This window comes from Arcticibacter tournemirensis (assembly GCF_006716645.1).
GTDB classification, from domain to species: Bacteria; Bacteroidota; Bacteroidia; order Sphingobacteriales; family Sphingobacteriaceae; genus Arcticibacter; species Arcticibacter tournemirensis.
Genome location: NZ_VFPL01000001.1, coordinates 85,702 through 105,462, shown reverse-complemented (window position 1 = coordinate 105,462; position 19,761 = coordinate 85,702). Strand labels below are relative to the sequence as shown.

Below are 19,761 nucleotides of genomic sequence, written 5' to 3'. Positions count from 1 at the left end.
CTGCCTGTTTCACCACCCTACAGTATTTGATATTGTCTTTTAAAGAACTTGTTGATACAAAGATAAGGAGTATGTTTTTGTTTTGCAAAAATTTCAATAAGAAAATTAAAAAAATATTAATCGAATAACAATATTAACCTAATGTTAACGAATTGGCAATTCATAATCTGCTCTAATCCTCAGGCGTCTTCAATCTCCCCTCTTCAAATAAAAGCGGAAGCGTATAAGACGTACGTCTTTTATCCATGCCGGGGAAAATCCAGTCTGGCATATTTTTAAGGCTTTTAAGAATGCGCTTGTCGGTTTTTTTATTCAGGCCACGGAAGATTTTGCAGTCGCTGATGCTTCCGTCTTCACCAATTGTGAAACTCGTTATAACTCTTTTCCTGCCGGGAGATTTTGTACTCCTGATGGTGTTCTTTAAATAACGATACATTGCTGCGTTGCCACCGGGAAAGGAGGGTTCGGGAGGAAAGTAGCAGGAGGTCCATGCCAAAATGGTGTCGGATCTTTCTGATTGTGCTTTTAATTGAGCGCAGGATAACGCCTGTTGTCAAAAGTGATTTCGGGTAGTTCATATTTAGTGGATGCAGTTCACTGGAATAATCCACAAAAAGCTCTCGCATATGAGCGCCCAAACTAGCCGTTTATTACTGTTAAATACGTTTAAAATTTAATCAGGAGTTTCTTGCTGATTAGTTTACCGTTTGTATAATATTCAAAAATCCAGCTGTCATTCTTTTTGAAAACGATACCATTCGAGATACTTGTACTACCTATAAAATAGTCTTCCACGGAAGTTTTAAGAAGGGTTAAAACCACTTTTGGTGTGGTGTCAATTAATTGATAGCCATTGGTTGTCGGTTGTGCATATAGTGTTTCACTCACTGCTGCTGAAGGTTCTGAGGCTGTTTGCGGAACCGGGGTGCTTGCGGAGGTTGTTACAGCGTTTTGAATATTTGATTGCTGCTGAACAGTTGCTTCGGCAGGCGCTGTATATACATACTGAACTTCGTTGAACGGTTCAAAAGCATCTCTCAGTGCAAGAGTATAGGAAGCCCTGAAATCTTTTTCCCTGCTTTTTCCTTCCTTGCTTTTATATAGCACATTGCCTTTACAGTCTTTAAGAGAGAAGGTTAGGTTGGTAGCAAACATTGTTTTTCTTTCCTGTAGTTCATAACTAAGCGCCTTGCACTTATTTGCTGCGATGTCATCAGGTAACTCTCTGTTGTCAAAATACACTGTAAAACCTTTAGCTTCCAGAAGTGCTTTACTTAAGGTATTTAATTTATACTGATCCTCCTCTTTAAAGAAGCTAAACTTTTTAGGAACTATAATATACCTGTAATTATTAAGGTTATTCTGAGCATAGCCAGAAATAGAGATGAATACAAATATCAGCAAGAAGTATCTTTTCATTGTTTCGAATGTTAGTTCTTACTGAGAAACCTTGATTGCCTAAAAGGTAAATCTGTAAGATTCTGGCAAATATAAATTTTTAGAAACGATCCTGCGCAGGAAATATCAAAACGTCGGAGAATGATTATGGATGAGTGCGAAAACCTGGAAGTGTATTAAAAAATTAAGCTCCCGATGGGCGAGAGCTCAAACTAACCAATTATAAACCTAAATTAAACGAAAGGAGCTGTAGGGGAAGGAATCGAACCTTCAAGGAGTGGTTAGCTGTCGCCAGTTTCCCATATTCTCCGCCACCGAGACAAGGAGGTGTGTCTGCCTGTTTCACCACCCTACAGTGTATAAACAACTAGTATTTCCGGTTGTCTTATACAAAGATAGGCTGTATCTGATATTTGTTGCAAATATTTTAACAAAATATTTTAATTTTTGCTAAGTTTTTATTTACTTCGTGGGTATATTAATATCTTTCAAATATTCCATGGAAAAGAAGAGCGTTAATTTAGAAATTGATAATCTGGATATGCAGATCCTGTCTATACTGATGGAAGATGCTACAATCCCCTATACGGAAATCGCCAAAAAGCTGATTGTTTCGGGAGGAACGATACATGTGCGGATGAAGAAAATGCAGGATCTCGGAATTATCAAAGGCTCTAATTTGATTGTAGATGCGCAAAAGATCGGGTACGACGTTTGTGCTTATCTGGGCATTTATCTTGAAAAAGGTTCAACCTATAAAGATGCAGTAGCCAAGCTGGTCAAAATAAAAGAAATCGTAGAGTTGCATTATACCACAGGGGCCTGGAGCATGTTTGCTAAAATTATTTGTCGCGACACTAATCATCTTCGGGAGGTGCTGAATGAAAATATTCAGACCGTTGAAGGCATTTCGCGCACGGAAACATTTATTTCGCTGGAAGAAAGCATTAAACGCCAGATAAGTCTGGATTTATAATCTTCTTTTCCCTCCCATTTATACAACAAAAAAGCCAGCCTTATTCAGGCCGGCCTTTTTGTTGTATATTAAATATTCTGTTATTTTTCTACGTACAATACGCTTTTTACAGCATTTACTACCTTCTCAGGATTTGGTAATGCTTCCTTGATTAAAGTTGGTGCATAAGGGAGTGGTACGTCAGCACACACAACACGGATAACAGGTGCGTCAAGATAATCGAATGCATCCTTCTGAACTTTAAATGCGATCTCTCCTGAAATAGAGGCAAGAGGCCATGCTTCTTCTACAATTACCAGCCTGTTGGTTTTCTTAACGGAGTTAATAATCGTATCGTAATCTATCGGACGAACAGTGCGAAGATTGATCACTTCGGCATTGATCCCCTCTTTGTTTAATTCTTCTATAGAAGGATGCACAGCGCGCGACAACATTTTGCCGAATGATACTATTGTAACATCTGTGCCCTCTTTTTCTACGTGGGCTTTTCCTAGTTCCAGATAATATTCTTCTTCAGGAACTTCTCCTTTATCGCCATACATTACTTCTGACTCCATAAAGATCACCGGATCAGGGTCAATGATTGACTGTTTCAACAATCCCTTTGCGTCATACGGATTAGACGGAACCACAACTTTCAGCCCGGGGCAGTTAGCGTACCAGTTTTCAAAATTCTGTGAATGCTGCGCTCCAAGCTGTCCTGCGTTGCCAGTAGGTCCGCGGAACACAATTGGAGCAGAAAACTGACCGCCACTCATCGAGAGAATTTTTGCTGCACCATTTATTATCTGGTCAATAGCAACTAAAGAAAAGTTAAAGGTCATGAACTCAACGATAGGACGTAATCCGTTCATTGCAGCTCCGGTGCCAATGCCCGCAAACCCCAGTTCAGCAATAGGGGTGTCAATCACTCGTTTAGGCCCGAATTCAGCCAGCATACCCTGGCTTACCTTATATGCGCCATTGTATTCAGCAACCTCTTCACCCATTAAGAATATCTTTTCGTCTTTACGCATCTCTTCGTTCATTGCTTCACGAAGCGCCTCTCTGAACTGTATTTCTCTCATTGTTTGCTACTAAATGATTTTTTTTGGAACGCAAATATACGCAGGAATGTTCTAGAAACAAACGTTGATTGGCGATGTAAAAAGCTTATGCGGTTTAATATTCATTGTATGACAGTTTCATGGCAATCTTCAGAAAATAAAAAAAAGCGACAGAATGTCCGCCGCTTTTTTGTTTAATCACCAACTCTTTTCAATTAGCCTTCTTTCTCAGATGCGTCAGCCTTCTTACTCCTCCCTTTTTTTCTGAAATCACCTTTATGCGCCTTCATCTTTTCCATGCGCTGGGCTTTAAGCTCAGCATAGGTTTTCTTCTGATCGTCTGTAAGTACTTTGTTTATTTTTTCGTCAGATGCTTCAAACTGTTTTTTTTGCTGCTCGAAAGCCTGTTTTCTTTCGGCACTCGTTTTGGCCATTGATTTATCCATCTCTTTTGCCCGGTCGAGATTGATCTTATAAATTTCTGACTTTTGTTTGTCCGATAGCGAAAGCTTCTTAGCGAGATGATCAGTCATTAACTGTGCGCGTTCTTCCGGCGTTTTCTTTTCTCTCTGAGGTCTGTCCTGTGAAAATCCTGCGGTTGCAAGGCCCATAAATAAAAGGGCAGTAAAAATTATCTTTTTCATTTCTCTGTGTTTTATTGAATAGATAGTTGAGCGTGCGAATGGTTTAACAGCCGAATTGTTAAAATATGTTAAGGATTGAATAACTCGCTCATGTTATCTTTGTCTAAGATGGTTGTGAAACGATTCGGGAATCGATCTATAATCAGGATATTTTAATGATATGAAAAAAAAAATTTTGTTACTTCTTCTATCAGTTGCGGTTATATTAAATGCTTCTGCACAGACTCCGCAGCTATATAATCCTTTTGCCAATGCAAAAGCTGATATCGCAAACGCAGTATCGCGCGCTGGGAATGAAGGTAAGCATGTATTTCTTCAGATTGGAGGAAACTGGTGTGTATGGTGTTTACGCTTTAACCAACTTATACTAGAGAACGACACGCTAAGCACCGTAATGAATAAAAATTTTATAGTAGTACATGTAAACTATAGCAAGGAAAATAGGAATGAAGAGACGCTTGCCACACTCGGCTTTCCGCAACGGTTCGGCTTTCCCGTCTTTGTAATTCTCGACGGAAAGGGTAACCGCCTTCACACACAAAACAGTGCATATCTGGAACAGGGCGAAGGTCACAGCACAAAAAAGGTACTGGATTTTTTGAATGCGTGGACACCAAAAGCTCTTGACCCTAAAAGCTATAAGAAATAACGGATAGCAATTTAAACCTCTCCTTTTTGATTTCTGTTGAGCTCTTGTAACATTTTAGCATATTATTATACTAACAAGTTTAAAAATGTGTTAGTATTGGAGCTTTTAACATATGAATAATGATGTAATCAGGACAGCAAAAGTGCTGTTACTTGCTGCGGCAATAGCGTTAAATGCGAAGACCTTCGCCCAGGATATCAAAGGACAGCATCCGGCAATAGAAATTTACAGGGAAACACCCGAAAAGATTAACGATCTGGTACATACAAAGCTGGATGTTAGCTTTGATTATGCTAAAAGATACCTTTACGGAAAAGCGTGGATTACATTAAAACCTCATTTTTATTCCACAGATTCCCTTCGGCTTGATGCTAAAGGTATGGATATAAAAAACGTCGCTCTCATTGCGGGTACTAAACTGACGCCACTTAAATACGTTTATAACGGGAAGCAGATCTCTGTTAAGCTCGACCGGAGCTACAGGCAGACCGAAAAATATACCGTCTTTGTGGATTACACCGCAAAGCCTGATGAATTTAAAGCAGAGGGCAGCGCCGCCATCTCCGATGCAAAAGGGTTATATTTCATTAATCCCGATGGTAAAGATAAGTCTAAGCCTATACAAATATGGACGCAGGGTGAGACTGAGGCCTCATCTGTATGGTTTCCTACAATAGACAGGCCTAATCAGAAAACTACTTCTGAATTAAGCATGACTGTAGCTTCCAAATATGTTACTCTTTCGAATGGCCGTCTGGTTGCGCAAAAGAATAATATTGATGGTACCCGTACAGATACATGGAAGATGGACCTTCCTCATTCTCCATATCTTTTTATGATGGCTGTCGGCGACTTTAAAATATATAAAGATAAGTGGCGCGATAAAGAAGTGAATTATTATCTCGAACCAGCCTATGCCCCCTATGCAAAGCAAATCTTTGGAAATACTCCAGAGATGATGGAGTTCTTTTCGAAGAAGCTCGGAGTCGACTTTCCATGGAACAAATACTCGCAGATTGTTGTGCGCGACTTTGTGAGCGGTGCAATGGAAAATACTACAGCTACACTGCACGGCGAATTTGTTCAGGCAACCGACCGTGAACTTCTTGACGAAAACAAGGGCGAAGACGTTATCGCTCATGAGTTATTTCATCAGTGGTTTGGCGATTATGTCACTACTGAAAGCTGGAGCAACCTCACAGTTAATGAATCATTCGCGGATTTTAGCGAGGTGCTGTGGAATGAATATAAATATGGAAAAGATAAAGGTGATGCTCATGGTTATAAGTCCATGGAATCATACCTCGGATCCGAAAGCGATTCAGCCAAGAAACTTGTACGGTTTCACTATCGGGATAAAGAAGATATGTTCGATCTCGTAAGTTATCAGAAGGGCGGCCGTATTTTAAATATGCTTCGGAATTATCTGGGCGAAGATGCTTTTTTTAAAGGGCTAAACCTTTATCTCAGGCAAAATGCTTTTAAAAATGGAGAGGCTCATCAGCTCAGACTCGCCCTGGAAGAAGTGAGCGGAAAAGATCTTAACTGGTTCTTTAACCAATGGTATTTCAGGTCGGGGCATCCTGTGTTGAGTATTGATTATGCGTGGGATGAAGCCTCAAAAACCCAAAAGGTGATTCTTCAGCAAAAACAGGAGGATGAAGCGTTTATTTTGCCTCTTGCCATTGATATTTATACCGGCGGAAAGAGGGAACGGCATTCCGTTTGGATGAGGAACAAATCAGATACTTTAAGTTTTAGAGCCTCGTCTAAACCCGACCTCGTCAATGTGGATGGAGATAAAGTGCTTCTGGCCCGTAAGACGGATAACAAGTCGGTCTCCGGGTTTGTATTCCAGTATTTTAATGCTCCTCTTTATGTAGACCGCCTGGAAGCTATTGAGGCTAGCTCCGAAAAACAACAGCAGGACGCAGGTGCCCGCGGTGTAATGTTGGCAGCTTTGAAAGATAAGTATTATGGCTTACGAATCGTGGCGATAAATGCCCTCGACCTGACCAATGAATCGATTAAAGAAGCGGCTCTTCCTATCCTTTTGGAACTAGCTAAAAACGATCCGAAGACCTTGGTCAGGGCGGCGGCCGTCGGTGCTATCGCTTCTTTAAAAGATCCTTCAAACCGGCAATTATTTGATGTAGCTATAAAAAGCCAGTCATATGCAGTACAGGGCGCCGCCCTGTTAGGGATTACTATGATCAGCCCTGCCGACGCGTTTAATCTTGCTAAAGGTCTTGAAAAGGATAGTAAAGGCGACCTTAGTAAGGCAATATCCACTATTTATGCCTTAAATGGCGGACCCGAGGAGTTGGGCTATATCGCTAAAGCATACGAGACTGCCGACTTGCAGAGCAAGGTGGAAATGGTTCCTGCCTACCTGGGAATTCTTGGCAGGATAAATGACGTAAATGTAATTAAGGACAGAATCGGCACGTTCAAAGATTTAGGCATTAAATACAAACAGTACGGTATAGATAAATTCATTCTATCATTATTCGAAGGACTGCGGCAACGTAAGCAGGGACAACTGCAGAGTGCCGGCCCAGAGCTTAAAGAAATTCTGAATCAGCAGATAACGGTAATTGCGGCATCTATTAAAGAGCTCCGGGAAGCGAATTAACGGTGCGGAGAGTGCTGTTTTAAGATATTAAAAGAGCATTCTTCTTTTTGTTTTAAGCTTTTACCTTTGTTAAATGAATTCCCCTCTTTTTCGTCCATTTGAGCATTTCGATTTTAGTGAGAGAATATGCTTTTTAACTGGCCTGCCAGCAGAGCGTCAATTAAATGTTTTTCCTCAGTGGATGATGAAGCAGTTTCATCTGGCGGATAAACCATTTAAAATGCTGGATGAGTCGGTTGTGACATACAATGATATCAGCATACCAGTTTCTTCGGAGACTTTGGAGTCGGTTAATAACCTGGAGGAAGAGATTGAGCAGGCGTTCAATTCCGGCTACCAGTCGGTTAAGGAACTTGATGAAATAAAACTTTTTCAATGGACTGCCAAACAGGTATACGGCATGATCCATTACGAGGTGAGGGCGGGCATGCGCCAGCAGAAAGCGATGGGCGAGCAGTTTAACTTTTCGCAGGGACTAATGCATAAGTTCGGAAACCTGCACCTGATGCTTCAGTCACTTATCCGGCCGGTTGAGTTTGAAGGCGTTCTTCCGTGGACGATTCGCGTGTTTCCGGTAAATAATCCTGCTGATACATTCATTTACCGCGACGAAATTAATACCCTGGTATTTTCACTGAGAATGAATGATTTCGGTTTTATTGTTTGTTTGCAGGACAATGGAGAAAGCGCCTTTTATCATCGTGAGGCTTTGGCAAAGACTAAAGATTCTGTACTTGAACCCGTTCAGTTCGAAGAAATCTGTGCGCGGTTCTTTTATTCAGCATATCTGTTTAACCGGCTGCCCGAGTACTCTGTATTGTCAACTGCAGAATCGATGTATATCGAGGCGATGCCGCTTCGGATTGCAAGTAAACCGGTTTATGACGAATGGCAGGTGAAAACATACGCGCAAGTCCTCGAGAACTTTTGGAAACCGTGGGGCTATACCTTATTTGAAATTATCAAGGATCCCGACAACCCGCTCAGTTTCCTTTGATTTTTGCTTATCCTAAGCCTAGCTGCCTGATGAAATACGCTACGATCTGGGGGTATAGAATGATGGTAATAATTATACCCGAAAGGGCGCCAAAAAAATGAGCGTCATGATTAATATGGCTCGACTGACGTGATGCATAGGCACTATAGAAAAGATACGCAACGCCGAATAATACTGCATTCATCGGAATGAAAAATACAAAAAGGGTTGCGCCTGGATTGAAAAGAATAAAGCTGAATACCACGGCAGAGACAGCGCCGGATGCTCCCAGGCTGTTATACCCATAATGATCTTTATGCTTTAAAATAGTACTTAAGTCGCTTAAGGCCAGGCTGACAATATACAGGACACCAAATTGCCAGTGCCCTATCATTCTTTCGAGCTGAAAAGCAAAAAAGTAATAGGATAACATATTGAAGAATAAATGTCCCCAGTCCTGATGTATCAGCCCGCTTGTAAAGATGGAATAAATACGCGATCCCCGGCTTACGCTGTAAGGATGCAACATGAACTTTCCATAAATGCCCGGATTTGAGAAGGCATATATACTTGTTACTAATGTAAATATAAATATGATACTAGCTACCGGTGTTTGACTGATAAATTCTTGCATAAGGCCGAAAAGTACGAAAAATGAATGGCAATTTTAAACCCGGTTTTCAATCCGTACTTTTACATACTATTATAAAACTGGATTCACAATGGACAACATAAAGAATTATTCGTTTACTGTTTTGGATAGGTTTATGAAGTATGTAACTATAGATACTCAATCTGATCCCTATTCCGAAACCACGCCATCTACAGAAAAACAAAAGAACCTGGGCCGGTTGCTGGTTGAAGAACTTCAGCAGATGGGAATTGCCGATGCTGAACTGGATGAATATGGGTACGTTTATGCTACCGTTCCTTCAACGACAGAAAAAGATGTGCCTGTGATTTGCTTTTGCTCGCATATGGATACCTCCCCTGATTGCAGCGGAGCTGGTGTCGTCCCTCTTATTCACAGGAATTACCAGAAGCAGGATTTGATTTTGCCCGATGATCCTGCGCAGGTATTAAGGCTTAAAGATCATCCGGATCTTAGGAGTCAGATGGGCAATGATATCATCACAGCCAGTGGTACAACTCTTCTGGGAGCTGATAATAAAGCAGGCTTAGCCGAGATTATGGACGCCGCGAATTTTCTTATCAGCCATCCTGAGATTAAACATGGCACGATCAGGCTGCTGTTTACCCCTGACGAAGAAATCGGCCGTGGTGTGGATAAGGTCAATCTGGAGAAGCTGGGAGCAAAATATGCTTATACCGTGGATGGCGAAACCTGTGGTTCTGTGGAGAATGAAACATTTTCTGCAGATTATGCGCTGCTTAAGGTTAAGGGGGTGAGCGCTCATCCCGGATTTGCCAAGGGAAATATGGAAAGTGCGCTCAAAATAGTATCTGAGATCGTATCCTTCCTTCCTAAAGATCGGCTTTCGCCTGAAAGTACCAGCGATAAAGAAGGTTTTATCCATCCTGTCGCTATACGGGGAACAGTTGAAGAGGCAAGTGTTGAGTTTATTCTGCGAGACTTTGATGAAAAAGAACTCGTGAATCACGAGCGAATACTGAAAGCAATTGCGGAGGAAGTATTGGAAGGCTATCCCAATTCATCGTTTACTCTGGAGGTAAAAGAACAATACCGGAACATGAAGCTGGTACTGGACGATCATCCGGATGTTATCCGGTTTGCTGAAGAAGCGATACGAAGAGCCGGCCTGCAACCGAAGCGGCAGAGTATCCGCGGAGGCACAGACGGATCACGTTTATCATTTATGGGCTTGCCCTGTCCTAATATTTTTGCGGGTGAGCACGCCTTTCATGGAAAGCAGGAGTGGGTATCTGTACAGGATATGCAGAAGGCTGTGGAAACTATAGTTAATATCGCAATTGTCTGGGAAGAGCTAACTCTTTAAGGCAACCAGATTAAAAAGAAACCCCGGGTATCGGTCTTATTGATATCATAGGGCTACCGTTTTTTGTATAAATATTGTTACAATAGAATGCATAGACTCTTAGTATTGTTCATAAACGAGCGATACTAAGAGTCTATTTTGTTGTATATCAGTCACTGGCAAAAACAGGTTCAGCATTAAAATAGAATCGTTCGTCGCAATATCAGGCCTGTAAGTATCTTTATTGCTAAACGGTGAAAATAAGTTTTAAACTTGGAGCCATAATCTCTGTCTTACTGTAACGCTAAACGCACACACAATTAGTCCAATACATAATATGAAGAATTTAATCGCTTTACTGTTGTTTCTGGGGGCTCCTGCTTTAATCTATGGCCAGGTAGGCCGCGAAGTAAGCGGAACAATAAAAGATTCCACCGGAAACAGTGTAATAGCAGCAACCGTAAAACTAATATCATCTAAAGATTCCCTTTTTACACGTACAGACGTTGACGGCAAGTTTGTATTCAGAAATGTTCAGTCATCCCAGTTTCTGCTGAGTGTAACCAGTCTTGGTTATCGGGGATTCAATCAAAGATATCTGTTTAAAAATGCCACTAGCCCTTTAAAACTGGACCCTATAACACTTAAAAGCCAAAGTAATTTGCTGAACGAGGTTATCGTTTCAGGCACTGCACCTGTAACAATTAAAGAAGATACAGTTGAGTACAGGGCCAGCGATTATCCTGTGAGAGAAAATTCGGTAGTAGAAGATGTAATTAAAAAGTTGCCGGGGGTAGAGGTAGACAAAGATGGAAATGTAACTACCCAGGGAAAAAGCATTACCAGGGTGCGCGTGAATGGAAAAGATTTCTTTGACGGTGATTTAAAGACGGCTACCCAAAACCTTCCTGCAGAAATAATAGAAAAGATTCAGATCGTTGACGATTATGGAGACCAGGCGAATGCAAGCGGGATAAGGGACAGCGATCCTGATAAAATTCTGAACATTACAATAAGTCCTAACCGGAATAAAGGTGTAATTGCTAACGTCATAGCTGGCGGCGGAGGTGACGCCAGAAGTGGTACAAATACGAATGTTCAAAACGATGGACGATATCAGCTTTCCGGTATGGTTCAGTTAATGGACAATGATAGGCAGCTTTCCGGTCTTATTAATTTAAATAATACCAACGCTTCGTTATTTGATTTTGCTGGGGGAGGCAATCAGCGGGGAGGTAGATTTCGTAGTGGCGGTGTTGGTGGCGGTGGTGGATCCGGTATTACCGACACGAAAGCCGGCGGCCTGAACTTCCGTGACGAGCTCAGTAAGAAAGTAAGTATTTACGGAAGCTACAGTATTCAAAACAGGAATACCGATACCTACCAAAACAGCTTAACTCAAACGTCAGGTCGCGATACAACATTCTCTGTGTCTAATTCTTCTATCAGAAATTCGAACAGTATCAATAATAGCCATCGTCTCAACTTTAATCTTGAATACAAAATTGATTCGCTTAATTACCTGAAGGTCTCTCCGTCATTTAATTACAACAGTACTAATTCCGACAGCTATAACACTTCGGTAATTATGGAGCGATCTAAACAGGATCAAAATACTCAATCTTTATCCGATTCACGATCTCCGGCGATAGGAGGTGACCTTCTTTATAATCATCGTTTTGTTAAGCGGGGCAGAAATCTTTCAGTGAGTTTTTCTGTCAATAATTCGAATACCAAAAACGATCAGGATGCAGAAGACGAATTTCGCTTTTATAATCGGGAGGACTTAAATTTATATACCGATTCCGTATCAAACCGACGTATTTATACCAATAATGAGCGGTTTAATACTGAGACGAATGTTACTTACAGCGAACCTATAGGAATATATTCAAGGATCGATCTATCATATAATTATAATCGTTCTTCATATGATAACAGCAGGATTACAGAACTTGATGGCTCGGGGGGGTATGTTCCGGTAGATTCATTAAGTAACGTTTTTGATTATTCTTTTACCACCAACCGTTTCGGATTAAGCTACCGGTATGATCGTGAAAAGCTTTATAATTTTTCAGTCGGTGTTTCAGCTCAGCCTTCTTTGCTTGAAGGATACTCAGAAAGCAATGATGTGGGGGTAAGAAGGAAAAACTTCAACTTTTTTCCCAATGCAAGGTTCGTTTACAATTTTGCAAAATCGCGATCGCTTAATATCAATTACTCAGGAAGGAGTAGCGAGCCAAGCTACAACCAGATCCAGCCTGTGGTAGATTTGAGTAATCCGCAAAGGCCGATTGTGGGTAATCCAGATCTTAAGTCTGCATTTAACCAGACTATAAGTATTCGGTATAATAATTTTGATCCGGCTGCCGGCACGTTCTTCATAGTGGGCCTGGGAGGAAATATTATAAACGACCGGATTACAAGTAACCTTGTCAGATACCAGTTGCCAGTGATAACAGCAACAGGCACAAGTTATAATCTCATTCAGGAAACCCAATATCTGAATGTGGACGGTTACTATGCGGCTAACGGATTTTACTCATGGTCCAAACCTTTCTCTGAGCGAAAATATACCTTGCGGTTAAATGGCTCAGCCAATTATACCAATGATGTTTCATATAACGATAACCTCAAGAATATAGGTAAGACCTGGTCGCTTTCGCAGGGTCTGCGAATGCAAATAAATCCCAATGAGAATATCGATATTACTCCCGGTACTTCGTACAGGCATTCATGGGTAAATTATTCTTTACCTACAAACTTTGATACAAAGAATACTACCTGGACGCTTGATCTCAATGCAAGAATATATTTTCTGAAGACTTTCATTTTCGGATTTGATGGGAGTAAGAATATAAATAAGGGCTACAGCAGCTCCATTACCTCCAATCCATTTATAATTAATACCTACCTGGAGAAGCAGTTTTTTAACCGCAGGGGCAGACTAAGGTTTCAGGGTTACGACCTGTTAAACGAGGCGCGTAATGTTACAGCCTCCACTTCTGAAAGCGGAACGTATATGGAATCAAGCACCAACCGTCTGACGCGGTATTTCATGTTTTCATTTGCCTACCGACTGAACAGGTTTGGCGGGGTAAATCAGTCAGATCGTGGTCCGGGAGGTAGAGATGGTGAAAGAAGGCGCGAAGGGGGCTTCAGGCCGGAAGGTGGGCCGCCGGGAGGATTTTAATCCTCCGTTAGCTGTCCGGTAACCGCCCGTGGAACTGGAAAGTAGTCAATGCCGTCGCCATATTTAAAAAAGGAATTGATCGTAACGGGTAAGCGGCCATTTGCCTGCATTTGGCCTGAAATTACCTTCACTGCCGAACGTTGCTCTTCTTCGCTATTCTGGTAGTTTACTATTAGGCTTTTGCTCGACTCAATGCCGGGAAGGCCGGCAATGGTGTAAGGGTTTGCAAATACGCAGGTCACAGTATTGAGCTTGGAAAGCTCTGCTATGAAGATCTTTAATTCGCTGTTATAGTCGAGATTGCTAAGCGGCCGTTTTCTGTAGTCATGGACGGCAAGAATAATCTGGTCGTATTTTCGCAGTTCCCTTAGCATGGCAGTGATATCGCTCGACGAAGCGATTTTTGAAAGGACGAAGCTGGTGGAGTTAGAAAACGTCTTTTTTAGTTCTTTTTGAAATAAGCTAACTTCTGTTACGCCGAGACTGATAACCGCCGTCTTTGATGCTGGATCAAGGCTTCTCAAAAGACTGTCGCCTTTTAAAACAGTTACCGAAGCATCCGATAGACGTTGATTTAACGCCACAGACTCTGATCGGTGCAGTTTTTTAATCAGATCAGCAGTGTCGATGCTTATTGGTCTATTAAGCCCTGCCCAGTATTTTGCTGCTAATATTTTTCTTACGCTTTCGTTAATCCTATCCCAGCTTATTTGGTCTTTACGTATTGCTTTTCTGGTGAGCTTGATTGCCCGGCGTGTGTCTTCTGATAGTTCTATTATGTCATTACCCGCCATAATCGCTTTTACATCTGCCTCTCCATTGGGGAAATATTTAACAACGCCTTTCATTTCCATAGCATCCGATATAATAAGTCCTTTAAACTGATGTTCGTTTTTAAGAAGGCCGGTAACAATTGGCACAGAAAGAGTCGAAGGAAGATGGGGCGTATTATCCAGTGCGGGAATATTCATATGAGCCACCATAACGCCGGAGGCTCCCGCTTTGATTAGCTCCCGGAAGGGATATAGCTCAATGGAGTCCAGTCTCGCTCTTGAAAAATTAAGCGTAGGAAGATCTTTGTGAGAGTCAACATTGGTATCTCCATGTCCGGGGAAATGCTTAATGCTTACTAAAATTCCTTCATCCTGCATCCCTCTCATATAGGCAAGCGTTTTCGCGGCCACGTTATATTTACTATCGCCAAAAGATCTGTAACCAATAACTGGATTATTAGGATTGTTGTTAATATCTGCGACCGGAGCAAAGTTAATGTGCATACCCATCTGCTTAAAATCTTTTGCTATCTGAACTCCCATCTGATAAATGAGTCCCGTATCGCGAATGGCGCCGAGGGTCATTTGATAAGGGTAAGAGATTGTACTGTCAAGACGCATACCAAGGCCCCATTCAGCATCCATTGCAATTAATAAAGGCGTTTTTGCTATTTCCTGATAACGCTTGGTTAAAGACAGCTGTCTTACCGGGCCTCCCTGGAAAAATACAAGCCCCCCAATTTTCCCTTTTTTAATTAATGAAGCAACAGAGTCTTCAAACGCTTTACCTCTGTCAGTATGAGCCCTTACAAAGAATAGCTGGGCGATCCGTTCTTTCCGGCTCAGGGTATTAAATACCGAATCCACCCATCGTCGCTGGGCAATGGTTTGTTCCAAAAACGGACTACGGGTCTGGGCTGGAAGAAAATCAGAAGAAAATAAAAGTATTGTAAAAAGTAAAAAGCGCCGGATGGCTGTCATAGTTATGCGGTCTAAATGAAATCAATTGAGCTTAACCTATTACAAATATTGCGCCAGCCTTGTTTCGTTTATGTTGAAGGTGAAAGAATCTGAGAAGGATTAGGTAGAAGGAACAGAAGATAAAAGGAGAACTCATATTTGTATGGCTCTCCTTTTTTACATTATCTGGTTCCGGTGGTATCTGTACCTGTTCCCGTACCAGTCCCCGTATCGGTACCAGTCCCCGTACCAGTTCCTGTATCTGTCCCCGTACCGGTTCCTGTGTCCGTTCCCGTACCGGTTCCTGTATCCGTTCCTGTTCCAGTTCCCGTCGTGTCGGTTGTGGTTGCATCAGTTCCTGATTGACCCTCCCTGCTTGAAGAGCAAGCTGCCATGCCGAGTGCGGCACTTAGCAGCAAAATAAAAGCTTTTGTTTTCATAGCTGTTGTTCAATTGTTTATGTAGAATGTTTGTAGGACTCTAACAAATAATTTGCCGTATGGATTTATAAAAAGAGAATTATTTAAAACTATGATGAAAAACCATTAGATAGAATAGTATTTGGGCGTATCCGTCTCTACCGTGGCTTTTAAGAAATTCTAAATCTAAATATCAAAAAATTGCCTCTTGTTAAATTTTTTAATAAAACAGGCTATTTATTATGATAATTTCATAAAAATTAATAATTATTTTAGCATTACTTAATAATTTTATACTTTTGTTGCTGAAATAAAAAATAAGTGATATGAAAAAGTTGTTTTACCTGGCCTTTTTAGTTCTGGCTTTATCTGGTAAGAGTTACGCAGATGATAAAAACAAAAGTGAAAAGAAGGATGCTGAAGTTTCTTATTTTGCAGAGAACAATTTCCTTAGTAAATATCAGAGTGCTGCCAATGTTAAATGGACAGTTACAAATCAATTCCAGAAAGCTTCATTTACGTTAGACGGTGTGAAGATGTCGGCTTTTTTTGATTTGAATGGCGATTATATTGCTACTACTCAGTATGTAGATTTCAACAAGTTGCCAGCTGTTAGTAAAAGCCGCTTACAAAAGTTCTATGCTGATTACTCTGTTGACGAGATAGTTCGCTATGATTTCGATGGTCAGAACGACTCTGGCTTATACCTTTTAAGCGGGCAGAGGAATTATGGTACTATCTACTTCGCAAGTCTGAAAAATAAAGAGGAAAGTATGGTGGTTAAAATTACTCCCGACGGAGAGGTTTCTTACCTTAAGAATTTGTAAATCCAACCTCTTTTTAAAAAGAACAAATCGCAGACCGGGACATCCCGGTTTTTTTGTTTTTTACATTGAAGCAGCGTTAATGTTTAACACGCCAGGCACACTCTTTCAAGCTTCTCGCTATTCAGAATAACTTTTTTTAACACTTCTCTCGCCCTGCATAAGGCGGCTCTCGACGCGAGCTCTGTCGTATTCAGCATAACAGAGATTTCTTTGTGTGAATAGCCATCTATGGCGTATAAACAAAATATGGTCCGATAGTTATCGGGAAGTTTCTGAACCAGTTTCAACAAATCTTTAATATCGAGCGAGGGTTCCGCCAAACCATATGTTACTTGAAAACTTTCTTCGCAGAGCGCTTCTATCTGAATGGTACGCTGTCTTTTCCGATAACTTTCGATACCGGTATTAACCATAATTCGTCGCAGCCATGCTTCAAACGTTCCTTCATTCTTATAAGTAGCGATTTTATCGAAAGCTTTTATGAAACCTGTTTGTAAGATATCCTCTGCCTCCATATGGTCTCTGGCATAACGAAGGCAGACTACAAACATCTTTGCCGCGTAAGCCTTGTACAATAATTCCTGCTGTCTCGAATCTTTCTGCCGGCTGCCTTCGATCATCTTATTTAGCTCCTTGAAGCGTGAGATTGTATTCATTTGCCATTTCAGTTTCAAATGCAATGCCAGTTAAAAAACTGCTCTATAGTGCTTTTTCGCCATGCTTAAGACAAATCTGCTGTTCAAAAGCGGACAATAACGGCCGTTTTCGTACGATTAGTGGATAAGAAAAAAGTGCTTTGAATATTTTTTTAAATAAAGAGGGGTTTTTAGAAAGATAATTATGAAATTAGCGAATAACCTATGCCGAATAAAAAGAAATTTCTCCTTTTGTGGACTACCCTTAGTGTATATTCCGTTGTGATTGCTCAAACCGGAGTTGTAATGCAGGGAAGAATGCTTGATTCTGACGGAGGTCCTGTTGGGTCTGCAACTATTGAGCTCATTAAACTGCCCGATTCTTTGCGACTCAAGACTGTGAATAGTAATGAGCTCGGACTATTCGAATTTAGAAACGTTTCAGCCGGCACGTATGTACTTGTCGCCGGATCTATCGGATACCGTCGGAATATCAGCGGCCCTTATACGGTAACACCAGACAGCAACATAATGGCTGGTAATATCAAACTTACGAGGGACTCTTTGCTGCTGAAAGAGGTTGAGGTAAAAAGTGAAGGAACTTATATAGAAAGAGCTGCCGGGAAAGTTGTTTTGAATGTAGATAAGAGCATTATGGCTTCAGGTAGCAATGCATTTGACGTTTTACGGCGCGTCCCGGGAATTCAGGCAGCAGCCGACGGGCAAATATCAATGAGAGGTCGTCAGGGGATAACCATTATGATGGATGGTAAGGCTGTTAGTTTGTCTTCTGGTGATGTTGCCGAGTTCTTAAGAGGGATAAGTGCAGAACTGGTAGATCAGATTGAACTGATAAGTAATCCATCGTCAAATTATGATGCCTCCGGGGCCGGTGGCATTGTCAATATTAAGTTAAAGAAGAACAAGAAAACCGGAACCAACGGAAGTGTAACTGGAGGAGGGGGATTTGGAGAGAATTATAAGTCTAATTGGGCCCTTTTACTTAACCATCGGCAAAAATATTTCAATGCTTACGGTTCCTGGACGTTGAACGATTACAGGAGGACTGACAGGTATCAAATGAACCGGATGGTGTACTTTGAAGGAATGAATGAAGCATTTGATATAAATAACCACGACTTAAAATCGCTTTCGAACCAGAATTTCAAAGTAGGTACGGACTTTTATATATCTAAAAACCAAACTTTTGGATTGATGTACACTGGAATGTATAACAGTATGCTTTCGAATGAGGAAAACCGGACCATTTTAAGTGATCGTGGGCGTGTTGATTCAACCATTCGTACTTTTTCGAAAGAAAGCCGTACTGTATCAAATAATGCATTCAACCTCAACTATAAACTTAATTTTAAATCCTCGGCTATCACCGTAGATGCAGATTACCTGGTTTACAACCGGAAATCAGATGAGAGCCTTACGTATAATTTTTACAACGATCAGAATAACGTCTATCGTGAGTCTTCTGGCTTGAAAAACCTTACTCCTTCCCATATCACTATTCAGTCAATAAAGGCGGATTATTCAATGTCGCTTTCAGCCCGGAGGGTACTACAGTTTGGAGTTAAAAGCAGTATTGTAGAAAATAAAAATAAGCGCGAAATAGAAAATGCCGATAAAGCTGACTGGTTGACAAGCTCCTTTGTTAATGACGAGTCCAGTTTTAAGGAAAATATCCAGGCTGTTTATGGAAATTACAGTCAGCAGTTTAAAAAAGTAAAACTCGAATTGGGATTGAGGGGCGAGTATACACATTCTTCGGGTTCTTCACTTTTGGGGAGCAACCTTGACAGGAGTTATTTCAACTTATTTCCATCTTCGAGTTTCTCTTTTAATCTTAATAAAAAGCACAAACTTGTCCTCGAGTATAACCGTCGAATCACGCGACCTGCTTATGACGATCTTAATCCATTCAGGTATTTTCTTGATCAGTACACCTACAGGGAAGGAAACCCTTACCTGAGGCCCGAATACTCTACTTCTATTGAGCTGACAGATATTTATAGAGACAGGCTTACAAGCAATCTTTCATATAATTATGTAAGAGATTATTATCTGTCGTTTACTGAACAGAACGATACTTCCGGCGTCAGCCGTACGATAAAGCGAAATCTGCAGGGATTAAGAAGTATCGGTATGGAATTTGATTATTCGCTTGCCGTTAACTCCTGGTTTAATTCCATTTTGAACATACAGGGATATTTCAGGAAGTTTAATATCGGCGAGGGCGGAAGTGTTCAACGAAACAGTTTATTAGTTTCCTTTAGCTCTTCAAATACATTTAAGTTAAAAAAAGATGTCAGAGCGGAATGTAATTTTAATTATGAATCCCCTACGGTATCAGGAATGTATGACTTTAAGTCGGTATATGTGCTGGATTTTGGCGTTGGGAAAACCTTTCTAAACAACGACCTCGCGCTAAAATTATCAGTTTCCGATATTCTGAATTCTGATCGGAACCGGTATACCTCTAACCTGCCCGAGGTCGAATTGACCGGCCGACATAAAATAGAAACGAGAGTGGTCCGGTTAAATCTCACTTATAAATTTGGAAGGAAAACAGTCGCCGGCTCAAAAACAAGAAAAGCTGGTAACGAAGCTGAAAGTAAAAGAGTAAATAATTAGAGCCGTATCTTTAAATCGTATTATACTTG

Annotated in this window: 16 protein-coding genes; 8 read left to right on the top strand and 8 right to left on the bottom strand. The window is 41.0% G+C overall.

The genetic code is table 11. The features are described 5' to 3' along the window. Positions 1–172: 172 nt before the first annotated feature. Positions 173–496, bottom strand: a complete 324-nt coding sequence (locus tag BDE36_RS00490; protein ID WP_141813318.1) for an energy transducer TonB — start codon at positions 494–496, stop codon at positions 173–175. A gap of 170 nt (positions 497–666) precedes the next feature. Beyond that, on the bottom strand, positions 667–1,419 hold the full coding sequence (locus BDE36_RS00485) for a hypothetical protein (RefSeq protein WP_141813317.1): 753 nt from the start codon (positions 1,417–1,419) through the stop codon (positions 667–669). Positions 1,420–1,897: 478 nt separating this feature from the next. Between BDE36_RS00485 and BDE36_RS00480 the strand changes: the two genes are divergently transcribed. Then, complete coding sequence (locus BDE36_RS00480) at positions 1,898–2,374, top strand: Lrp/AsnC ligand binding domain-containing protein (RefSeq protein WP_128770712.1); 477 nt, start codon at positions 1,898–1,900, stop codon at positions 2,372–2,374. Positions 2,375–2,454: 80 nt separating this feature from the next. Here the strand turns inward: BDE36_RS00480 and BDE36_RS00475 are convergent, their stop codons facing one another. Both BDE36_RS00475 and BDE36_RS00470 read right to left on the bottom strand, forming a co-directional pair. Further along, complete coding sequence (locus BDE36_RS00475) at positions 2,455–3,441, bottom strand: pyruvate dehydrogenase complex E1 component subunit beta (RefSeq protein ID WP_141813316.1); 987 nt, start codon at positions 3,439–3,441, stop codon at positions 2,455–2,457. Between the two features lie 194 nt (positions 3,442–3,635). After that, on the bottom strand, positions 3,636–4,064 hold the full coding sequence (locus BDE36_RS00470; protein ID WP_141813315.1) for a DUF4890 domain-containing protein: 429 nt from the start codon (positions 4,062–4,064) through the stop codon (positions 3,636–3,638). 160 nt (positions 4,065–4,224) lie between these two features. Here BDE36_RS00470 and BDE36_RS00465 point away from each other — a divergent pair, with 160 nt between their 5' ends. The 3 genes from BDE36_RS00465 (at position 4,225) to BDE36_RS00455 (ending at position 8,345) form a co-directional block, all read left to right on the top strand. Next, positions 4,225–4,713: a thioredoxin family protein gene (locus BDE36_RS00465; RefSeq protein ID WP_141813314.1), complete on the top strand. Its 489-nt coding sequence runs from the start codon at positions 4,225–4,227 to the stop codon at positions 4,711–4,713. Between the two features lie 112 nt (positions 4,714–4,825). Beyond that, positions 4,826–7,348, top strand: a complete 2,523-nt coding sequence (locus BDE36_RS00460) for a M1 family metallopeptidase (protein ID WP_128770724.1) — start codon at positions 4,826–4,828, stop codon at positions 7,346–7,348. 73 nt (positions 7,349–7,421) lie between these two features. Further along, positions 7,422–8,345 (top strand): hypothetical protein, encoded by a 924-nt coding sequence (locus tag BDE36_RS00455; protein WP_128770725.1) that lies wholly within the window; start codon positions 7,422–7,424, stop codon positions 8,343–8,345. A 7-nt stretch (positions 8,346–8,352) separates the two neighbouring features. Here BDE36_RS00455 and BDE36_RS00450 read toward each other — a convergent pair whose 3' ends face one another. Then, positions 8,353–8,958 (bottom strand): rhomboid family intramembrane serine protease, encoded by a 606-nt coding sequence (locus BDE36_RS00450; RefSeq protein ID WP_128770726.1) that lies wholly within the window; start codon positions 8,956–8,958, stop codon positions 8,353–8,355. Positions 8,959–9,046: 88 nt separating this feature from the next. Between BDE36_RS00450 and pepT the strand changes: the two genes are divergently transcribed. Together pepT and BDE36_RS00440 are read left to right on the top strand one after the other, a co-directional pair. After that, positions 9,047–10,303, top strand: a complete 1,257-nt coding sequence (gene pepT, locus BDE36_RS00445) for a peptidase T (protein ID WP_128770727.1) — start codon at positions 9,047–9,049, stop codon at positions 10,301–10,303. A gap of 316 nt (positions 10,304–10,619) precedes the next feature. Then, on the top strand, positions 10,620–13,475 hold the full coding sequence (locus tag BDE36_RS00440) for an outer membrane beta-barrel protein (RefSeq protein WP_141813313.1): 2,856 nt from the start codon (positions 10,620–10,622) through the stop codon (positions 13,473–13,475). Here BDE36_RS00440 and BDE36_RS00435 read toward each other — a convergent pair. Both BDE36_RS00435 and BDE36_RS23855 read right to left on the bottom strand, forming a co-directional pair. Next, entirely contained in the window at positions 13,472–15,229 is a 1,758-nt protein-coding gene (locus BDE36_RS00435; RefSeq protein ID WP_141813312.1) for a glycoside hydrolase family 3 protein, read from the bottom strand. The two genes, BDE36_RS00440 and BDE36_RS00435, sit on opposite strands and share 4 nt — an antisense overlap. Before the next feature lie 161 nt (positions 15,230–15,390). Next, positions 15,391–15,648 carry a hypothetical protein gene (locus BDE36_RS23855; RefSeq protein ID WP_141813311.1) on the bottom strand — a complete coding sequence of 86 codons (258 nt, stop codon included), beginning with the start codon at positions 15,646–15,648 and terminating at the stop codon, positions 15,391–15,393. A gap of 305 nt (positions 15,649–15,953) precedes the next feature. Here BDE36_RS23855 and BDE36_RS00425 point away from each other — a divergent pair, with 305 nt between their 5' ends. Continuing rightward, positions 15,954–16,454, top strand: coding sequence for a hypothetical protein (locus tag BDE36_RS00425; RefSeq protein ID WP_128770731.1), 501 nt, complete (start codon positions 15,954–15,956; stop codon positions 16,452–16,454). Positions 16,455–16,537: 83 nt separating this feature from the next. Here BDE36_RS00425 and BDE36_RS00420 read toward each other — a convergent pair whose 3' ends face one another. Beyond that, positions 16,538–17,110: an RNA polymerase sigma factor gene (locus BDE36_RS00420; RefSeq protein WP_128770732.1), complete on the bottom strand. Its 573-nt coding sequence runs from the start codon at positions 17,108–17,110 to the stop codon at positions 16,538–16,540. A gap of 204 nt (positions 17,111–17,314) precedes the next feature. Between BDE36_RS00420 and BDE36_RS00415 the strand changes: the two genes are divergently transcribed. Then, a complete protein-coding gene (locus tag BDE36_RS00415; protein WP_141813310.1) occupies positions 17,315–19,732 on the top strand; it encodes an outer membrane beta-barrel protein in 2,418 nt (805 codons plus the stop codon). Positions 19,733–19,761: the final 29 nt, after the last annotated feature.